The sequence below is a fragment of the Streptomyces shinuiensis genome, from assembly GCF_043660855.1.
Classification (GTDB): Bacteria; Actinomycetota; Actinomycetes; order Streptomycetales; family Streptomycetaceae; genus Streptomyces.
This window is the reverse complement of record NZ_JBIHML010000001.1, coordinates 1149290-1168253: the sequence shown is the minus strand read 5'-3', so window position 1 is coordinate 1168253 and position 18964 is coordinate 1149290. Positions and strand designations below refer to the sequence as shown.

Here is an 18964-nt window from a genome sequence, read left to right as displayed (position 1 = left end):
CCGGGGGTGGAGTCCGGGTTCGGGGCGGGACAGGGCGGGGCGCGGAAAACAAGCGAAGAGAGGGACGGGACGGACGGGGACCAAAGGTGCCTTCGTGTCCGTGTCATGTGGGCGAGAGCGCTCTCGTTGCCACTCTGTGTTCACCTTGTTCACACATGGCATCGTTGCTGTCTCGTTAAGAATTTACTTCTTGACGGCAGGTGTTACTACGAGTTGACTTCCTGCCACCTCGGCCGCAGTGACGCGGCCTCGTCAGGGAGGTTCTGTATGAACACGCAACTGCGCCGTGCCGCCGTGGCCGTGGCCGCGACCGCCATGGCCGTCTCTCTCGCCGCATGCGGGAGCGCCAAGGAAGCCGGAGGCGAAGGCTCGGGCGGCGACGACAAGAAGAAGGACGGCCCGCTGACCATCGGCCTGCTGCTGCCGGAGGACCAGACGGCCCGTTACGAGAACTTCGACAAGCCCCTCATAGAGAAGAGGATCAAGGAGCTCTGCTCCGACTGCGAGGTCAGCTACGTCAACGCCAAGGAGGACGCGTCGACGCAGCAGCAGCAGATGAACTCGATGATCACCAAGAAGGTGGACGCGATCATCCTGGACGCGGTGGACGCCAAGTCCATCGCCGGCTCCGTCAACAAGGCGGACCGGGCCGGGATCCCGGTCGTCGCCTACGACCGCCTCGCCGAGGGCCCGATCTCCGCCTACACCTCCTTCGACAACGAGCAGGTCGGCAAGGTCCAGGGCACTGCCCTGCTGGAGAGGCTCGGCGACAAGGCCGAGGACGGCCAGATCGTCATGATGAACGGGTCGCCGACCGACCCCAACGCGGCCATGTTCAAGAAGGGCGCCAAGTCCGTCCTGGACGGCAAGGTCAAGGTGGGCAAGTCCTACGACACCACCGGCTGGAAGCCCGAAGAGGCCAACAAGAACATGAGCGGCGCCATCGCCTCCCTGGGCAAGGAGAACATCGTCGGCGTCTACTCCGCCAACGACGGCATGGCCGGCGGCATCATCACCGCCCTCAAGAGCGCCGGCGTCGACCCGCTGCCGCCGGTCACCGGCCAGGACGCCGAACTGGCGGGCGTCCAGCGCATCATCTCCGGCGACCAGTTCATGACGGTCTACAAGCCCTTCCAGCCCGAGGCCTACGCCGCCGCCGAGATGGCCGTCGCCCTGGCCCGCGGCGAGAAGCCGGAGACCGGGACCACCGTCGACAGCGCGACCACCAAGGACGTCCCCGCGACCCTGATCGAGCCGATCGCGGTGACCGTCGACAACCTCAAGGACACCGTCGTCGAGGACGGCCTCTACTCGGTGGAGGACATCTGCACGGCCAAGTACGCCAAGGCGTGCGAGAAGGCCGGTCTGAAGTAACGGTCCGGCACCCCGCCTGCCCACCGGTGCCCGCGCCCCCTCCACCCCGCCGGGCGCGGGCACCGGCCGGTCCCCACCCCCGTCCTGTCCTGTTCTAGGAGTTGGTTCACGTGTCCGCTACGCCTGTACTGGCGTTGCGCGGAATCTCCAAGCGCTTCGGTGCCGTTCAGGCGCTCACCGACGTCGATCTGGAGGTCCACGCAGGCGAGGTGGTCGCCCTGGTGGGCGACAACGGCGCCGGGAAGTCCACCCTCGTGAAGACGATCGCCGGCGTCGGCCCCGCCGACGAGGGCGTCTTCGAGTGGCAGGGCGGAGCCGTCGAGGTCAACCGGCCGCACGACGCCCAGGAGCTGGGCATCGCGACCGTCTACCAGGACCTCGCGCTCTGCGACAACCTCGACGTGGTCGGCAACCTGTTCCTCGGGCGCGAGATCCTGCGCTCCGGCGTCCTCGACGAGATCGAGATGGAGCGCCGCGCCCGGGAACTGCTCGACACCCTGTCGATCCGCATCCCCAGCGTCCGAATCCCCGTCGCCTCCCTCTCCGGCGGCCAGCGGCAGGTCGTCGCGATCGCCCGCTCGATGCTGGGCGAGCCCGGACTCGTCATCCTCGACGAGCCCACCGCGGCCCTCGGCGTCGAGCAGACCGCCCAGGTCCTCGACCTGGTCGAGAGGCTGCGCGAACGCGGCCTGGCCGTCGTCCTCATCAGCCACAACATGGCGGACGTCAAGGCGGTCGCCGACAAGGTGGCGGTGCTCCGGCTCGGCCGCAACAACGGCGTCTTCGACGTCGCGAGCACATCCCAGGAAGAGATCATCTCCGCCATCACCGGCGCCACGGAGAACGCCGTGACCCGCCGCAGGGCGCGTACCGCGGGGAGCCGACCGTGAGTGAGACCAAGCTTTCCAAGAACTCCGAAGACACCGCCCCCGCCTCCGGCAACGGTGCTCCCGCCGCGGGCGCCACGCCCGCCGCCGACCCCCGGCTGCTCGTGCGCGAGGAGGGCCTGGCGGGTTACTGGGCCGACTTCAAGCGGAAGATGCGCACCGGCGAACTGGGCTCGGTCCCGGTCGTCGTCGGCCTGATCCTCATCTGGGCGATCTTCCAGATGCAGGACTCGGCCTTCCTGTCCGCCGAGAACCTCTCCAACCTGTCGGTCTACGTCGTCGGCACCGGCCTGATCTCCGTCGGCATCGTCTTCGTGCTGCTGCTGGGCGAGATCGACCTGTCGGTCGGCTCGGTCAGCGGTCTGGCCTCCGCCGTCTTCGCCGTACTCGCCGTCAACAACGGGATGAACGAGTGGCTGGCGGTCGCCCTGGCGCTGATCACCGGCGCGGCGGTCGGAGCCTTCCACGGCTACTTCTTCGCGAAGATCGGCGTCCCCGCCTTCGTCGTCACCCTGGCGGGCCTGCTCGCCTGGAACGGCCTGATGCTGAAGGTGCTCGGCACCGACGGCACCATCAACCTGGACCGCGACGGCCTGGTCGGCACCCTCTCCAACCACTACTTCACCGACATCGCGGTCGCCTACGGCACCGCGGCGGTCGCGGTCGGCGTCTTCTTCGCCGTCCAGTTCGCCGGCGCCCGGCGCCGCGCCGCGGCCGGCATCCCCGCCCGCCCGGTGAGCGAGATCGCCGTGCGCACCGCGGTGCTGGCCCTGCTGGCCTTCGGCGCCGCCTACATGCTCAACCAGTACCAGGGCATGCCGCTGGCGCTGCTGATCTTCCTGGCGGTGCTGGTGGCGCTGGACTTCGTCCTCAAGCGCACCTCCTACGGCCGCAAGGTCTTCGCGCTCGGCGGCAACACCGAGGCGGCGCGCCGAGCCGGCATCAACGTCGAGCTGGTGCGCATCTCGGTCTTCTCCATCGCGGGCACCATGGCCGCCTGCGGCGGACTGATGATCGCCTCCCGAATCCTGGCCGCCAACCAGGGCGCGGGCAGCGGCAACCTGCTGATGGAGGCCATCGCCGCGGCCGTCATCGGCGGCACCAGCCTCTTCGGCGGGCGCGGCTCGGTGTGGTCCGCGCTGCTGGGCATGCTGGTGATCGGCTCGATCGCCAACGGCATGGCCCTGCTGGGCATCGCCGCCGCCATCCAGTACATGATCACGGGCGCGGTGCTGCTGGCCGCGGTCGTCATCGACTCGGTGTCCCGGCGCACCCAGCGCTCGGCGGGCCGGAGCTGACCGCGCACCCGCCCGCCCTCCCGCTCCGCCCGGTGCCGGGCCCCTCGCTCCGAGGGGCCCGGCACCGGGCGTGTGCGCACCGGCCGCGCAAGGGTCCGCGGTCTTCCCGCGACACACCCGGACGGCGGCAACGCGGTGGCCGCCGCACGGCCGGGCGGCCGGAACATTAGACTCGTCGGATCGGCACAAGCCCGTACGGCTCGACCAGCAAGGAGGCACGGGTGGCTCTGCTGACCCGCATCACGGGACCGCGCGATCTCGACCGGCTCAGCCCCGAAGAGCTCGACCAGCTCGCCAGGGAGATCCGGACCTTCCTCGTCGAGGCGGTCTCGAAGACCGGCGGTCACCTCGGGCCCAACCTGGGCGTGGTCGAGCTGACCATCGCCCTGCACAGGGTCTTCGAGTCGCCCAGGGACAAGGTCCTCTTCGACACCGGACACCAGAGCTACGTCCACAAGCTGCTCACCGGGCGGCAGGACTTCTCCGGGCTGCGGGCCAGGGGCGGCATCTCCGGCTACCCCTCGCGGGCCGAGTCCGAGCACGACGTCATCGAGAACTCCCACGCCTCCACCGTGCTGGGCTGGGCCGACGGACTGGCCAAGGCCAACCAGGTACTGGGCCGCGAGGACCACCACGTGGCCGCGGTCATCGGCGACGGCGCGCTCACCGGCGGCATGGCCTGGGAGGCGCTCAACAACATCGCCGCCGCCAAGGACCGCCCCCTGGTGATCGTCGTCAACGACAACGAGCGCTCCTACGCGCCCACCATCGGCGGCCTGGCCAGCCACCTGGCCACCCTGCGCACCACCGACGGCTACGAGCGCTTCCTCGCCCGCAGCAAGGACCTGCTCAACCGCACCCCGGTCGTCGGCAGGCCGCTGTACGAGACCCTGCACGGTGCCAAGAAGGGCATCAAGGACGTCATCGCCCCGCAGGGCATGTTCGAGGACCTGGGCCTGAAGTACCTCGGTCCCATCGACGGCCACGACATAGCGGCCCTGGAGTCCGCCCTGACCCGCGCCAAGCGCTTCGGCGGCCCGGTCATCGTCCACTGCCTGACCGAGAAGGGCCGCGGCTACCAGCCCGCCGTCCAGCACGAGGCCGACCGCTTCCACGCCGTCGGCGTCATCCACCCCGACACCGGGCTGCCGGTGGCGGCCTCCGGCGCCGACTGGACCTCGGTGTTCGGCGACGAGATGGTCAAGCTCGGCCGCGAGCGCGCGGACGTCGTCGCCATCACCGCCGCGATGCTCCAGCCGGTCGGCCTGCGGAAGTTCGCCGAGACCTTCCCCGACCGCGTCTACGACGTGGGCATCGCCGAGCAGCACGGCGCCGTCTCGGCGGCCGGACTGGCCACCGGCGGACTGCACCCGGTCTTCGCCGTCTACGCCACCTTCCTCAACCGCGCCTTCGACCAGGTGCTGATGGACGTCGCCCTGCACAACTGCGGAGTGACCTTCGTCCTGGACCGGGCCGGGGTCACCGGCACCGACGGGGCCTCCCACAACGGCATGTGGGACATGTCGATCCTCCAGGTCGTCCCCGGACTGCGGATCGCCGCCCCGCGCGACGCCGACCAGCTCCGCGCCCAGCTCCGAGAGGCCGTCGAGGTGAAGGACGCCCCGACGGTGGTGCGCTTCTCCAAGGGCGCAGTCGGTCCGGCCGTGCCCGCGGTATCCACGGTCGGAGGCATGGACGTGCTGCGCGAGGCGCGGACGGAGGAGGGCGAGCGGCCGGACGTGCTGCTGGTCTCGGTCGGCGCGCTGGCCCCGATGTGCCTGGAGGTCGCCGGCCTGCTGAAGAAGCAGGGCATCTCCACCACCGTGGTGGACCCGCGCTGGGTCAAGCCGGTCGACGAGGCGCTGCCGCCGCTGGCGGACCGCCACCGCGTCGTCGTCACCGTGGAGGACAACAGCCGGGCGGGCGGTGTCGGTTCGGCGATCGCGCAGGCGCTGCGCGACGCGGGCGTGGACGTGCCGCTGCGTGACTTCGGCATCCCCCCGAAGTTCCTGGACCACGCCTCCCGCGGCGAGGTGCTCGCCGAGATCGGTCTGACCGCGCCGGACATCGCCCGCCAGGTCACCGGTCTGGTCGCCAAGCTCGGCGGCCGCTACGGCACCGAGGACGCCGAGCGCGCGGACGGCCTCGGCACGGAGACCGCCCGCGACTGACCGCGCCCCTTCCCCTCCGACCGGTCCGCCCGGCACTCCGGGCGGACCGGCGAGCCCGGTTCCCGAGCCCGCCCCGAAGGCGTTCCCGCAGCGTCCCGGCACGCCGCACCGGTGCCCGCCGGGGCGGCGGAGGGGACGGATAGGTTGTAGCCCATGCCGACCGCCTTTGACCCACCCCGGTCCGTGCGGCTGCCGAGCGCTCGCACGGCACCGCCCAAGGCCGCACGGGGTCAGGGGCCCGGTGCCCGTCGGCCGGCCGGCGGTTTCGTCCACCGGCTGCCGTCCGTGCCCGCCGGCCGGCCGCGGCCGCTGTGGCCCCGGCTGCTGCCCGTGCTGGTGCTGCTGGCCGCGCTCACCCGCCTCCCGTCCTTCCTGCGCCCGCTGTGGAATCCCGACGAGGGCTTCCTCGCCACCCAGGCCCGGATGCTCGAGGACGGCGGAGCGCTCTACGACACCGTCGTGGACCGCAAACCGCCCCTGGTGCCCTGGCTGTACCAGGGCGCCTTCGCTCTCTTCGGCGACGCCTCGCTGTGGCCGGTGAAGGTGGCGGCGGTGGCGGCGGTGGCTGCGACCGCCGCACTGCTGGCCTCCCTGGCGCGCCGACGCTGGGGCGAGCGGGCCGCATGGGCCGCCGGCGTGCTGTTCGTCCTGGCCTCGGTGGGCCTCAACCCCGAGGACGCCCAGGCGGCGAACTTCGAGGTCTTCATGCTGCCGTTCACCGCGGCGGCCTTCTGGTGCGCCGACCGGAGGCGATGGACGGCCGCGGGCCTCGCGGTCGCCGGAGCCTTCCTGGTCAAGCAGACGGGCGGCACGGCCCTGCTGCCGGTGCTGTTCCTGTTGTGGCGTTCGGTGCGGCCCGGCGATCCGCGGCGGGCCGCGCTGGTCCGGCTGGGCGCGGGCTGTGTGCTGCCGGTAGCGGCGGTGGCCGCGGCCTGCGGCTGGTCCCGCTTCCTGTTCTGGACGGTCACCGGATCGGGCGCGTACGCCTCCTTCACCGGTTCGGAGCTGCACGTGCTCGGCCGGGGCCTGGGCAACACCGCCATCGCGGCGGCGGGGTTCGCGGGGCTGCTGGTGCCACTGGCGGCGGCGCTGAGGCGGCGCCCGCCGCCGCGGCGGCGGGAGCCGACGGCGGACCTGTGGATCTGGCTGGCGGCCTCCGCGGTCGCCGTGGTCTCCGGCTTCCACTTCTTTGGCCACTACTACCTGCAACTGCTGCCGCCGCTGGCCCTGCTGGGGGCGGGCGCCCTGCACCTGCTGGGCGGTGGGTGGGCGCGCCGGGCCGCGCTGTGCGCGGCGCTGTCGTGCGTGCTGTTCCTGGGCTGGAGCGCGGTCGCGGGCAGCGGGGAACTGGACCACGCCCGGAAGGTGGCCGACGCCGCGCGGCGATACGCCGGGCCGCAGGAGAAGGTGCTGCTGTGGGGCATGCACCCGGAGGGCTACTGGCTGGCCGACCGCCGCCCGGCCAGCCGCTATCTCACCGCCGGCCTGCTCACCAACTTCAGCGGCGGCCGGGACGGGCACCGGGTGGGCCAGCGGTACGGCGTCGAGGGCGGCTGGCACACCTTCCGCGCCGAGCTGTCCGGGAACCCGCCGAAGGTGATCGTCGACGACTCGCGCGGCAAGCCGTACGCTCCCTCCAGGATGCCGACGCTGCGCTATCTGCTCGCGGCGCACTACGAGCGCGCGGAGCGGGTGGACGGGGCGGTGGTGTACGTGCTGCGGCCGGAGCGCGAGGGGCACGGGGGACGCGGCGCGGCCGGCGCCCGCTGAGCCGCGGGAGGGGGTCAGCGCACCGAGCGCGGCCCGGCCGCCCGGGCGCCCAGCGCCGCCACCCGCTCGCGCAGCCCGCGGTCGGCGGTGATCACCGTGCAGCGCCGGCCGCGGCCCTCGGCCGCCACCAGTTCCACGATCCGGTCGTCCCCGCTGCCGGGTGCCTCCACCACCCGCACCCCGGGCATCGAGGCCACCCCGCGGGCGGCGCCCTCCACGACGAGCACGATCTCCTCGCCCTCCCCGCCGTTTCCCCCGTCTCCGTCCGGGCCCGCCGCCCGCGCCGCGAGCCGGTCCCGCAGCCGCTCGGCGGCGCCGCGCCGGTCCCGCCACCAGCCGTCCGGCACCGAGCCGACGACGTTGGCGGCGTCCACGACGAGCAGGGGGCACAGGCGTCCGGGCATGGCCCAAGGGTGCCACGGCCACCACCCGGCCACCGCGCCGCAGACCCGCGCGCACGCCGGAATCCCGCGCGCACGCGACGGCGCCCGCCCGCACTCGGGGTGCGGACGGGCGCCGTCGGCGCAAGCGGCGGTGAGCCGCCCCGGTGCGTCAGTTCGGGACGCCGGCCACGCCCGGCTCCAGGAACCGCTTGCCGGACACGCGCTCGGAGACGCCCTCGCGGTCCAGGTACGGCGTGATGCCGCCCAGGTGGAAGGGCCAGCCCGCGCCGGTGATCAGGCACAGGTCGATGTCCTGCGCCTCGGCGACGACGCCCTCGTCGAGCATCAGGCGGATCTCCTCGGCGATCGCGTTCAGCGCGCGCTCGCGGACCTGCTCCTCGGTCAGCACCGTGTCACCGGTCTCGAACAGGGCGGCGACCTCCGGGTCCAGCTCCGGCTTGCCGGAGTCGTAGACGTACAGGCCGCGCTTGCCCGCCCCGACGATGCGGCCCAGGTTCTCCGAGACGGCGAAGCGGTCGGGGAACGCGGCGTTGAGGGTGCCGGCCACATGGTGGGCGACGGCCGGGCCGACCAGCTCCAGCAGGACGATCGGCGACATGGGCAGGCCCAGCGGGGCCAGTGCCCGGTCGGCGACCTCGACGGGGGTGCCCTCGTCGATGGAGCGCAGCACCTCGCCCAGGAAGCGGGTCAGGATGCGGTTGACGACGAACGCCGGGGCGTCCTTGACCAGTACGGCCGTCTTCTTCAGCGACTTGGCGACCGCGAAGGCCGTCGCCAGCGAGGCGTCGTCGGTCTGCTCGGCGCGGACGATCTCCAGCAGCGGCAGTACGGCGACGGGGTTGAAGAAGTGGAAGCCCACGACCCGCTCGGGGTGCCTGAGCTTGCCCGCCATCTCGGTGACCGACAGCGAGGAGGTGTTGGTGGCCAGGATGGCGTGCTCGGGCACGACCGCCTCGACCTCGGCGAACACCTGCTGCTTGACGCCCATCTCCTCGAAGACGGCCTCGATGACGAAGTCGGCGTCGCCGAAGGCGGCGGCCTTGTCCAGCGAGCCGGTGACCAGGGCCTTGAGCCGGTTGGCCTTGTCCTGGTTGACGCGGCCCTTGAGCAGGAGCTTGTCGATCTCCTCGTGGACGTAGCCCACGCCCCTGTCCACCCGCTCCTGGTCGATGTCGGTCAGCACGACCGGCACCTCCAGACGGCGGGCGAACAGCAGGGCGAGCTGCGAGGCCATCAGACCGGCGCCGACGACGCCGACCTTGGTGACCGGGCGGGCCAGCTTCTTGTCCGGGGCGCCGGCCGGGCGCTTGGCGCGCTTGTTGACCAGGTTGAAGGAGTACAGGCCGCTGCGCAGCTCGTCGCCCATGATCAGGTCGGCCAGGGCGCGGTCCTCGGAGTCGAAGCCCTGCCGCAGGTCGCCGTTCTTCGCCGCCGCGATGATGTCCAGCGCGCGGTAGGCGGCAGGGGCCGCGCCGTGCACCTTGGAGTCGGCGATGCCACGTCCGCGGGCGACGGCCTGGTCCCATGCCTCGCCGCGGTCGACGTCCGGGCGCTCGACCTCGAGCTCGCCGCGGAGCACCGAGGCGGTCCAGATCAGGGACTGCTCCAGGAAGTCGGCGCCGTCGAAGATCGCGTCGGCGATGCCGAGCTCGAAGACCTGCTCGCCCTTGAGCTGCTTGTTCTGGTTGAGCGAGTTCTCGATGATCACCGAGACCGCGCGGTCGGCGCCGATCAGGTTCGGCAGCAGGGTGCAGCCGCCCCAGCCGGGGACCAGGCCGAGGAAGACCTCGGGCAGGGAGAAGGCCGGGACGGCCCGCGAGACGGTCCGGTAGGAGCAGTGCAGGCCCACCTCGACACCGCCGCCCATCGAGGCGCCGTTGTAGTAGGCGAAGGTCGGCACGGCCAGGGCGGACAGCCGCTTGAAGACGTCGTGGCCTCCCTTGCCGATGGCCAGCGCGTCCTCGTGGCGCCTGATGACCTCCACGCCCTTGAGGTCGGCGCCGACGGCGAAGATGAACGGCTTGCCGGTCACGCCGGCGCCGACGATCTCGCCCCTGGCCGCCTCGGCCTCGACCTGGTCGATCGCCTTGTCGAGGTTGACCAGCGACTGCGGGCCGAGCGTGGTGGGCTTGGTGTGGTCCAGGCCGTTGTCCAGGGTGATGAGCGCGAAGCGGCCCGCACCCCGGGGGAGGTCGAGGTGGCGCACATGGGCGGTGGTGACGACCTCGTCGGGGAAGAGCTCGGCTGCGCCCTTCAGCAGTTCGGCGGTGTTGCTCACTTGCCCTCCCAGTGGGGGTTCTCCCAGATCACGGTGCCGCCCATGCCGAAGCCGACGCACATGGTGGTCAGGCCGTAGCGGACGTGCGGCTGCTCCTCGAACTGCCGCGCGAGCTGCGTCATCAGACGCACACCCGAGGAGGCCAGCGGGTGGCCGAACGCGATGGCGCCGCCGTACTGGTTGACGCGCGGGTCGTCGTCGGCGATGCCGTAGTGGTCCAGCAGGGCCAGCACCTGGACGGCGAAGGCCTCGTTGATCTCGAACAGGCCGATGTCGTCGATCGACAGGCCGGCCTTGGTCAGCGCCTTCTCGGTGGAGGGGATCGGGCCGACGCCCATGACCTCCGGCTCCACACCGGCGAAGGCGTAGGAGACCAGGCGCATCTTGACCGGCAGGCCCAGCTCGCGGGCCACGTCCTCGGCGGCGAGCAGGGAGGCGGTGGCGCCGTCGTTGAGACCGGCGGCGTTGCCCGGGGTGACCCGGCCGTGGGCACGGAAGGGGGTCTTCAGGCCCGCGAGCTGCTCCAGGGTGGTGCCCGGGCGCATCGGCTCGTCGGCGGTGGCCAGGCCCCAGCCGGTTTCCCCGGCCTCCTCGTTGGAGCGGCGCACGGAGATCGGCACCAGGTCGGCCTGGATCCGGCCGTCGGCGTACGCCTTGGCGGCCTTCTCCTGGCTGCGCACGGCGTACTCGTCGGCGCGCTGCTTGGTGATGTGCGGGTAGCGGTCGTGGAGGTTCTCCGCCGTCATACCCATGAACAGGGCGGACTGGTCGACCAGCTTCTCGGAGACGAAGCGCGGGTTGGGGTCCACGCCCTCGCCCATCGGGTGGCGGCCCATGTGCTCGACACCGCCGGCGACCACGACGTCGTAGGCGCCGAAGGCGATCGACCCGGAGGTCGTCGTCACGGCGGTCATGGCGCCGGCGCACATGCGGTCGATGGAGTAGCCCGGCACCGTCGTCGGCAGCCCGGCCAGGATGCCGGCGGTGCGGCCCAGGGTCAGGCCCTGGTCGCCGATCTGGGTCGTCGCGGCGATGGCGACCTCGTCGATGCGCTCCGGTGGCAGATCCGGGTTGCGGCGCAGCAGTTCACGGATGCACTTGACGACCAGGTCGTCCGCGCGCGTCTCGTGGTAGATGCCCTTCGGGCCCGCCTTGCCGAACGGGGTCCGGACGCCGTCGACGAAGACGACGTCCCTAGCGGTACGAGGCACGTTGGCTCTCCTCCAGGGGTGCGGTGGTACGCCGTACGGCGCGCTTCCCGGAGCTTATGCTACTTGCCGGTAACTCTCAGGTGGACAGCCCCTCTCCCGGGGAGTCGCACGTCACACTTCCGTGTGCCCGCCGGGCGGCGAGGCACGAGCCCGCCCCGCAGGGGCGGGCCCGGAAACCGGAAGAGGGGCGCGCGGCCGGCCTCGGACGCCGTACGCGCCCCGGAACCTCAGACGCCGTACATGCCCTGGAAGGCGACGAAGCCGAGGATCATGCCACCGACCAGGCCCGCGACGGAGACCCCGATGGCGGTCTTGCCCAGCCGCTCCCCCTTGGAGTTGGCGACCGCGCCGCAGATGATCCCCGCGATGCCGAAGAGCGGCGGGCAGAAGAGGAAGGCGACGCAGCCGAGCACGATGCCGACGATGCTGAGCGTGTTGGACGGGTTCGGCGGCTGCGGCTGCGGCGGGTACGGCTGGTTCGGGTAGTTCGGATAGGACATTCCTCATCCCCCCTGGGTTGTCAACAGGGAGTCACCCTATGTGGGACCCGCGCGCGAGTGAAAGCCCGGTCCCCCGCCGTGCGGTGAGGGGAACCGGCCCCGTCAGACGTCGGACGGGACGGCCGACAGGGCGGCCGTCAGCAGCGGCGCCGTCTGCTCGACCTGCCACTGCCGGGCGCCGAGGTCGCGCAGTGCCCGCGCGACCGCGGACTCGCAGGCCTCGCCCGGGGGCTCCCAGCACAGCCGCCGCACCGTGTCGGGGGTGAGCAGGTTCTCCTGGGGCAGGCTCAGCTCCTCCGCGCGCGCCGTCACCGCCGCCCGCGCCGCCGCGAGCCGGGCGGCGGCGGCCGGGTCCTTGTCGGCCCAGGCGCGCGGGGGCGGCGGCCCGGCCGATGTCAGGGCGGGCCGCGGCAGTTCCGAATCGGGCAGGGCGCGGGCGCGCTGGACCGCTGCCAGCCACTGCTCGAGCTGCCTGCGCCCCATCCGGTGTCCGTACCCCGGCAGCGCGGCCAGCGCCTGCACGGTGGCGGGCAGCGCCAGCGCGGCCTCCACGATGGCCGTGTCGGTGAGCACCTTGCCCGGTGAGACGTCGCGGCGCCGCGCCACCTGGTCGCGGGCCGTCCACAGCTCCCTCACGGCCGCCATCTGCCGCCGCCTGCGCACCTTGTGCATGCCCGAGGTGCGGCGCCAGGGGTCCTTGCGGGGGGCGGCCGGCGGGGCCGCCGCTATGGCGGCGAACTCCTGGCGCGCCCACTCCAGCTTGCCCTGGCGCTCCAGCTCCTCCTCCAGGGCGTCGCGCAGGTCGACCAGCAGCTCCACGTCCAGCGCCGCGTACCGCAGCCAGGGCTCGGGCAGCGGGCGGGTGGACCAGTCCACGGCGGAGTGGCCCTTCTCCAGGGAGTAGCCCAGGACGTTCTCGACCATCGCGCCGAGGCCGACGCGGGCGAAGCCCGCGAGCCGTCCGGCCAGCTCGGTGTCGAACAGCCGTGCGGGGCGCATGCCCGTCTCGCGCAGGCAGGGCAGATCCTGCGTGGCGGCGTGCAGCACCCACTCGGCGTCCCAGATCGCCTCGCCGAGGGCGGTCAGGTCCGGGCAGCCGACCGGGTCGACCAGTGCGGTCCCCGCGCCCGCGCGGCGCAGCTGGACGAGGTAGGCGCTCTGCCCGTAGCGGTATCCGGACGCCCGCTCGGCGTCGACGGCCACGGGACCGCGGCCCGCGGCGAAGGCGTCCACGACCTCGGCGAGCGCTTCGGGGGCGGCGGTCACGGGCGGGATGCCCTCGCGCGGTTCCAGCAAGGGGACCGGCGCCGGACCTTCCTCCCGTGCGGGAGGCCGAGCTGCGTTGCTTATGGAGGTCTCTTGGGCGTCGGTCACGCGACAAGGGTATCCATGCGCACGTGATGTGCGGCGTCCGACGACGGAACGTCACGTCGGCGGACGCCGCGCACCCGCCCGCCCGGCCGGGAACCGGCCGGGCGGGCGGGTGGGGTCGGAGCGGTAAGGGGGGCGTGGGGGTGAGGGGGCGACGCGGGGGAGCGGGGTCAGTGGATGATGCCGGTGCGCAGGGCGACCGCGACCATGCCCGCGCGGTCGCCGGTGCCCAGCTTGCGGGCGATCCGGGCGAGGTGGCTCTTGACGGTCAGGGCGGACAGGCCCATGGAGACGCCGATCGCCTTGTTGGACTGGCCCTCCGCCACCAGCCGCAGCACCTCGATCTCCCGGCCGGAGAGCTCGCGGTAGCCACTGGAGTGGCCGGGGGCGCCCGGCGGGCGGCGGTGCATGCGGGCGGCGGCGGCGCCGATGGGTGCGGTGCCGGGGCGCCCGGGGTGGCCGGGGGTGCCGCGGGTGCCGGTGACGACATAGCCCTTGACGCCGCCCGCGAGGGCGTTGCGCACGGCGCCGATGTCGTCGGCGGCTGAGAGGGCGAGGCCGTTGGGCCAGCCCGCCGCCCGGGTCTCGGACAGCAGGGTCAGGCCGGAGCCGTCGGGCAGGTGGACCTCGGCTACGCAGATGTCGCGCGGGTTGGCGACACGGGGGCGGGCCTCCGCGATCGAAGACGCCTCGATCACGTCCCGGACACCGAGCGCCCACAGGTGGCGGGTGACGGTGGAACGGACCCGGGGGTCGGCGACGACGACCATGGCCGTCGGCTTGTTCGGGCGGTAGGCGACCAGGCTTGTGGGGTGCTCAAGAAGAACGGACACCGGGCCTCCTGGGGAGTGGAGAGCGGACGGAAGCCGACTATGGGGGAAGTCGGGATGGGATGAGCCCCGTGAGGGGTCACAGAATCCTTCGGCACTCCGCCGGTCCGTCTTTAGGGAATGATCACGAATGAGTGAGTGAAGAATTCCGGCAAATCGGACAGGGGCTCGATCCGGGGAACCATCAGAGTGGCTGCGGGCCACGGCGCTGCGGCAGTGGTACGACGGCCGCCCCCTCGCCCTCCTCCGGCGGCAGCCCCGCGCACTGGCACAGCAGATCGCACCAGGCCGCCAGATGTCCGGCCGCAGCCTCCCCCGGACCCTCCCGCGGAGTCCACGAGGCACGGACCTCCAGCTCCGAGCGCACCGCCCGGTCCGCCAGCTCCCCGAAGGAGTGGGAGTCCGCCCGCGTCACCGTGCCGCCCTCCGCGGTGTACCCGGCCGACCGCGCCTCCAGCGCCCCCGCCAGCCATGACCAGGTGACCTCCGGCAGCAGCGGATCCCCCGACATCTCCGGCTCCAGCCGGGCGCGGGCCAGGGTCACCACACGGAAGGAGCCCCGCCACGCCTCCTGCCCGGCGGGATCGTGCAGCAGCACGAACCGCCCGTCGGCCAGCTCCTCGCCCTCGGCCTCGACCGACGCCTCCACCGCGTGTGCGAACGGCGCCAGCCTCCTCGGCGGCGGCAGGGGGCCGAGCCGCACCTCCGGGCGCGGCCGCACCCCCGACAGTGCCGCCACGGCCTGCCGGAAGGCCCGCGGCGCCTCCTCACCGCCGGGACCCGCCGTACCGTCCGCCTGGTGTGCTCGCGCCGCTGCCATGGGCGGCAGCGTAGGCGGAACGGGTGCTCCGGACGGGTAGGGACACGTGCGAGACTTCTGGTTGTGACCGCCGACGACCGAAGCGCAGCCCAGACCCCCTCCGCCGCGGGATCCGCTGACCCCGCGGTCGCCGACTCCGCCTTCCTGCGGGCGTGCCGCCGCGAGCCCGTGCCGCACACCCCGGTGTGGTTCATGCGGCAGGCCGGACGCTCCCTGCCGGAGTACCGGAAGGTGCGCGAGGGCATCGGGATGCTCGACTCCTGCATGCGCCCCGATCTCGTCACCGAGATCACCCTCCAGCCCGTCCGCCGCCACGGGGTGGACGCGGCCATCTACTTCAGCGACATCGTCGTGCCCCTCAAGGCCATCGGCCTCGACCTCGACATCAGGCCGGGGGTGGGCCCCGTCGTCGAGCGGCCCGTCCGCTCCCGCGCCGACCTGGAGCGGCTGCGCCCGCTGGAGCCGGGCGACGTGGAGTACGTGACCGAGGCCGTCCGGATGCTCACCGCCGAACTGGGCGCCACCCCGCTCATCGGCTTCGCCGGCGCGCCCTTCACCCTCGCCAGCTACCTCGTGGAGGGCGGGCCGTCCCGCAACCACGAGCACACCAAGGCGATGATGTACGGCGACCCGGGGCTGTGGGCCGACCTGCTGGACCGGCTCGCGGACATCACCACCGCCTTCCTGAAGGCGCAGATCGAGGCGGGCGCGAGCGCCGTCCAGCTCTTCGACTCCTGGGCCGGGGCTCTGGCCCCCGCCGACTACCGCGCCTCGGTGCTGCCGGCCTCGGCCAAGGTCTTCGACGCCGTCGCCCACTACGGCGTCCCCCGCATCCACTTCGGCGTCGGCACCGGAGAACTGCTGGGCGCGATGTCCGAGGCGGGCCCGGACGTCGTCGGCGCGGACTGGCGGGTGCCGCTGGACGAGGCCGCCCGCCGGATCGGCCCGGGCAAGGCCGTCCAGGGCAACCTCGACCCGGCGGTGCTCTTCGCGCCGCGCGAGGCCGTGGAGACCCAGGCGCGGCGCGTGCTGGACACCGCCCGCGGCCTGCCGGGGCACATCTTCAACCTCGGCCACGGAGTGCTGCCCGACACCGACCCCGACGCGCTCACCCGCCTGGTGGAGTACGTGCACGAGCAGACGGTGCGCTGAGGCGGAGCGGGACGGCGCTGGGCGCCACGGGATCCTGCGGGACGCCGGCGGGCCGGGCCCCTCCCCGGGAGGGGCCCGGCCCGCCGGCGTCTCCCTCACTCCCTCACTCCTTCTCCGGGGCCTTTGGCTCCTCCGGGGTGGTCCCGGGCTTCTTCCGGCCCTCCACGGGACCTCCTCCAGGACCCTCCGCGCGGCCGTCCTCCTCACGCGCCGCACCCCCGCCCGGCGCCGCGTCCTGTGCCGCACCGGGCCCCGGAACCGCCACCGGAGGCGGCACGGCCGGCCCGGTGCGCCGCGGCAGCACACCCTCCGGACGCCTCGGCAGCCAGGGGCGCACCAGCCGCCACACCACCGTCACCAGCAGCGCCGCCGCCGCGAAGGGCAGCAGCACGCCCAGGACGACCGTGATCCAGCGGACCGTCGAGACGAAGGCCTGCCAGCCACCCGCCAGGGCGTCGAGGAAGGACGGCGTGTCGTCCTCCTCCCTCTCGACCGGCTCCGCGTCCGGCTCGCGCAGCACCAGCGTGACCGTGGCCATCCCGGTGCGGCTCTCCAGGGACTTCAGCCGCGACTGGAGCGCCTCCAGATCCGCCTGCCGACTGCTCAGTTCGGCCTCCAGGGTCACCACGTCGGACAGCGCCCCGGCCTCGTCCATCAGCTTGCGCACCCGCTCCACGCTGGCCTTCTGCGTCTTGATCCGGCTCTCGACGTCGACCACCTGATCGGTGACGTCCTTGGCCGAGACCTTCCGCTCGACCTGCTTGCCGAGCCCGGCCAGCTCGTCCAGCACCCCCTGGTACTCCTCGGGCGGGACCCGCAGCGTCATACGGGAGCGGTCGTGCCCTTCGGAGTCGCTGCCGGTGTCCTCGTCGGCCACGTAGCCGCCCGCGGTCTCCACCACCGCGCGGGCCCGGGCCAGCTTCTCCGGCACGTTCTCGGCCGTGACGGTGAGCGACGCCGTACGGATGACGTGGGTCGCGGCGAGGTCGGGCGCGTCGTCGGCCGCCCTCCGGCCACCGGCGGCCTCGCGGTCCGTCTGCGAGGCGCCCTGCTCGTATGCCCCCGCCTCCTGACCGGCCCGCTGTCCCGCCTCCTGGCGGGCCGCACCGGGTGCCTCGGGTGCTGCCACGCCCCGGTCGGCCTTGGCCGCGGTGCTTCCGCCGCCGTCCCCCGCCACGCCGCAGCCGGTGACCGCCAGCGCCGCGGCCAGCAGAACCGCGGCCGACGCCCCGCGCCGCGCGGGCGCGCCGCCGACCGCGGGCGTGAACCTGCCTGTGAACATCAATGCCCCCCAACACATCGGTGGATGTCGCGAGTTGGACGGGCGGCCGCGCGGACCGGTTGCCGTTCCCCGGTAGCGAAGCGGTCACGTTCGGGACTCGGGAAAGCCACCGCCGGGCCGCAGCCGTGTCACCGCCGGGCCGCGCCCCTCCCGGCCGGGGCGGCACACGGGAGCCGGCGGCGGTCTGGGAGAGTGGAGCCATGCACGTCATCGTCATCGGCGGCGGCATCTCCGGGCTCGCCGCCGCCCACCGCCTGCTGGAGGGCGGCGCGCGCGTGACCGTCCTGGAGTCCTCGCCCCGCCTCGGCGGCAAGCTGTACGCCGGCCGGATCGCGGACGCCGCCGTCGACCTGGGCGCCGAGTCGATGCTCGCCCGCCGCCCCGAGGGCCTCGACCTCGCCCGTGCCGCCGGTCTCGGCGACGCGCTCCGGCCGCCCGCCACGGGCACCGCGGCGATCTGGACCCGCGGCGAGATCTGCCCGATGCCCACCGGCCACGTCATGGGCGTACCCGCCGACCCGGCCGTCCTCGCCGGGATCCTCTCGCCCGACGGCCTGGCCCGCGCCGCCGAGGACGCCGAGCTGCCGCGCACCGGGGTGGGGGAGGACGTGGCCGTCGGCGAGTACGTCGCCGCCCGCCTCGGCCGCGAGGTCGTGGACCGGCTCGTGGAGCCGCTGCTGGGCGGGGTGTACGCCGGCGACGCCTACCGGATCTCGATGCGCGCCTCCGTGCCCGCGCTGTTCGACGCGGCCCGGCGGGAGCGCTCGCTGCTGGCCGCGGTACGCGGCGTCCAGGAGCGCGCCGCGGCAGCCCGGCAGGAAGGGCCCGTCTTCATGGGCATCGAGGGTGGCATGGGACGGCTGCCCGGCGCCGTCGCCGGCACCTGCCGCGCCGCGGGCGCCGACATCCGCACCGATGCCCCCGTGAGCGATCTGCGCCGCACCGGGAGCGGCTGGACGGCGATCGCCGCGGGCCGCCCGCTGGAGGCGGACGCCGTGGTCCTGGCCGTACCCGCCCCCGCCGCCGCACGGCTGCTGGCCGGCCACTCCCCGGCCGCCGCGGCCGAGCTGGAGCAGGTCGAGTACGCCTCCATGGCCCTGGTCACCATGGCCTTCCGCCGCCGCGACCTGGCCCGTGTGCCCGAGGGCCGGGGCTTTCTCGTCCCCGCCGCCGACGGGCGGGCGATCAAGGCGTCCACCTTCTCCACCAACAAGTGGCACTGGAACGCCGACCAGGACCCCGACCTGTTCGTCCTGCGCACCTCACTGGGCCGCTACGGCGAGGAGGAGGTGCTCGGCCGCGACGACGCCGACCTGGTGGAGCTGTCCCTGCGGGACCTGGGGACCGCGATCGGGCTCACAGCCCGACCCGCCGCCTCCACCGTCACCCGCTGGAGCGGCGGACTGCCGCAGTACCCCGTCGGCCACCTGGAGCGCGTCGCCCGCGTACGCCGCGACCTCGCCGCCCTGCCGGGCCTGGCCGTCTGCGGCGCGGCGTACGACGGTGTGGGTATCCCGGCGTGCATCGCGAGCGCCCGTACCGCCGCCGAGGCGGTGCTCCGCTCCGGATCGAGGGCCCGGCCACCGGCCGCCCCGCGGACAGGGGGAGAATGAACC

The 18964-nt window shown here is 73.4% G+C and carries 15 protein-coding genes; 7 read left to right on the top strand and 8 right to left on the bottom strand.

Annotated features, from left to right (window positions below):
- The first annotated feature begins 267 nt into the window (after positions 1 to 267).
- The 5 genes from ACGRHY_RS05145 to ACGRHY_RS05125 all read left to right on the top strand — a co-directional run bounded on the left by ACGRHY_RS05145 (position 268) and on the right by ACGRHY_RS05125 (position 7500).
- Complete coding sequence (locus tag ACGRHY_RS05145) at positions 268 to 1374, top strand: ABC transporter substrate-binding protein (RefSeq protein ID WP_394634208.1); 1107 nt, start codon at positions 268 to 270, stop codon at positions 1372 to 1374.
- Positions 1375 to 1475: 101 nt separating this feature from the next.
- Positions 1476 to 2264 (top strand): ATP-binding cassette domain-containing protein, encoded by a 789-nt coding sequence (locus ACGRHY_RS05140; RefSeq protein ID WP_394634207.1) that lies wholly within the window; start codon positions 1476 to 1478, stop codon positions 2262 to 2264.
- Entirely contained in the window at positions 2261 to 3559 is a 1299-nt protein-coding gene (locus tag ACGRHY_RS05135) for a sugar ABC transporter permease (protein ID WP_394634206.1), read from the top strand. Before ACGRHY_RS05140 ends, ACGRHY_RS05135 begins: the two co-directional genes overlap by 4 nt.
- Positions 3560 to 3780: 221 nt before the next feature.
- On the top strand, positions 3781 to 5730 hold the full coding sequence (gene dxs / locus ACGRHY_RS05130; RefSeq protein ID WP_394634205.1) for a 1-deoxy-D-xylulose-5-phosphate synthase: 1950 nt from the start codon (positions 3781 to 3783) through the stop codon (positions 5728 to 5730).
- Between the two features lie 153 nt (positions 5731 to 5883).
- Positions 5884 to 7500 (top strand): ArnT family glycosyltransferase, encoded by a 1617-nt coding sequence (locus ACGRHY_RS05125; protein WP_394634204.1) that lies wholly within the window; start codon positions 5884 to 5886, stop codon positions 7498 to 7500.
- A 14-nt stretch (positions 7501 to 7514) separates the two neighbouring features.
- Here the strand turns inward: ACGRHY_RS05125 and ACGRHY_RS05120 are convergent, their stop codons facing one another.
- From ACGRHY_RS05120 to ACGRHY_RS05090, 7 genes are all read right to left on the bottom strand, one after another.
- Entirely contained in the window at positions 7515 to 7904 is a 390-nt protein-coding gene (locus ACGRHY_RS05120) for a PIN domain-containing protein (protein WP_394634203.1), read from the bottom strand.
- A 148-nt stretch (positions 7905 to 8052) separates the two neighbouring features.
- Entirely contained in the window at positions 8053 to 10182 is a 2130-nt protein-coding gene (locus tag ACGRHY_RS05115; RefSeq protein ID WP_394634202.1) for a 3-hydroxyacyl-CoA dehydrogenase NAD-binding domain-containing protein, read from the bottom strand.
- Positions 10179 to 11393, bottom strand: a complete 1215-nt coding sequence (locus tag ACGRHY_RS05110; protein ID WP_394634201.1) for a thiolase family protein — start codon at positions 11391 to 11393, stop codon at positions 10179 to 10181. Before ACGRHY_RS05110 ends, ACGRHY_RS05115 begins: the two co-directional genes overlap by 4 nt.
- 227 nt (positions 11394 to 11620) lie before the next feature.
- Positions 11621 to 11893 (bottom strand): hypothetical protein, encoded by a 273-nt coding sequence (locus ACGRHY_RS05105; protein WP_394634200.1) that lies wholly within the window; start codon positions 11891 to 11893, stop codon positions 11621 to 11623.
- A 102-nt stretch (positions 11894 to 11995) separates the two neighbouring features.
- On the bottom strand, positions 11996 to 13267 hold the full coding sequence (locus ACGRHY_RS05100; protein ID WP_394634199.1) for an HRDC domain-containing protein: 1272 nt from the start codon (positions 13265 to 13267) through the stop codon (positions 11996 to 11998).
- A 167-nt stretch (positions 13268 to 13434) separates the two neighbouring features.
- The gene (locus ACGRHY_RS05095; protein WP_394634198.1) at positions 13435 to 14097 is read right to left on the bottom strand and encodes a helix-turn-helix transcriptional regulator; all 663 of its coding nucleotides are present in this window, start codon (positions 14095 to 14097) and stop codon (positions 13435 to 13437) included.
- A gap of 181 nt (positions 14098 to 14278) precedes the next feature.
- Positions 14279 to 14914 (bottom strand): DUF3000 domain-containing protein, encoded by a 636-nt coding sequence (locus ACGRHY_RS05090; protein WP_394634197.1) that lies wholly within the window; start codon positions 14912 to 14914, stop codon positions 14279 to 14281.
- 63 nt (positions 14915 to 14977) lie between these two features.
- Here ACGRHY_RS05090 and hemE point away from each other — a divergent pair, with 63 nt between their 5' ends.
- Positions 14978 to 16066, top strand: coding sequence for a uroporphyrinogen decarboxylase (hemE, locus tag ACGRHY_RS05085; protein WP_394634196.1), 1089 nt, complete (start codon positions 14978 to 14980; stop codon positions 16064 to 16066).
- Between the two features lie 103 nt (positions 16067 to 16169).
- On the opposite strand, the gene ACGRHY_RS05080 is transcribed toward hemE, so the two are convergent.
- Positions 16170 to 17348: a DUF4349 domain-containing protein gene (locus ACGRHY_RS05080; RefSeq protein ID WP_394634195.1), complete on the bottom strand. Its 1179-nt coding sequence runs from the start codon at positions 17346 to 17348 to the stop codon at positions 16170 to 16172.
- A 200-nt stretch (positions 17349 to 17548) separates the two neighbouring features.
- On the opposite strand from ACGRHY_RS05080, the gene hemG reads away from it, so the two are divergent.
- Positions 17549 to 18961: a protoporphyrinogen oxidase gene (gene hemG, locus ACGRHY_RS05075; RefSeq protein ID WP_394634194.1), complete on the top strand. Its 1413-nt coding sequence runs from the start codon at positions 17549 to 17551 to the stop codon at positions 18959 to 18961.
- The last annotated feature ends 3 nt before the right edge of the window (positions 18962 to 18964 follow it).

Coding starts and splice junctions, on each gene's coding strand:
- ACGRHY_RS05145 (WP_394634208.1), top strand. CDS start 268: ATGAACACGCAACTGCGCCGTGCCGCCGTGGCCGTGGCCGCGACCGCC.
- ACGRHY_RS05125 (WP_394634204.1), top strand. CDS start 5,884: ATGCCGACCGCCTTTGACCCACCCCGGTCCGTGCGGCTGCCGAGCGCT.
- ACGRHY_RS05120 (WP_394634203.1), bottom strand. CDS start 7,904: ATGCCCGGACGCCTGTGCCCCCTGCTCGTCGTGGACGCCGCCAACGTC.
- ACGRHY_RS05105 (WP_394634200.1), bottom strand. CDS start 11,893: ATGTCCTATCCGAACTACCCGAACCAGCCGTACCCGCCGCAGCCGCAG.
- ACGRHY_RS05090 (WP_394634197.1), bottom strand. CDS start 14,914: ATGGCAGCGGCGCGAGCACACCAGGCGGACGGTACGGCGGGTCCCGGC.
- ACGRHY_RS05080 (WP_394634195.1), bottom strand. CDS start 17,348: ATGTTCACAGGCAGGTTCACGCCCGCGGTCGGCGGCGCGCCCGCGCGG.
- hemG (WP_394634194.1), top strand. CDS start 17,549: ATGCACGTCATCGTCATCGGCGGCGGCATCTCCGGGCTCGCCGCCGCC.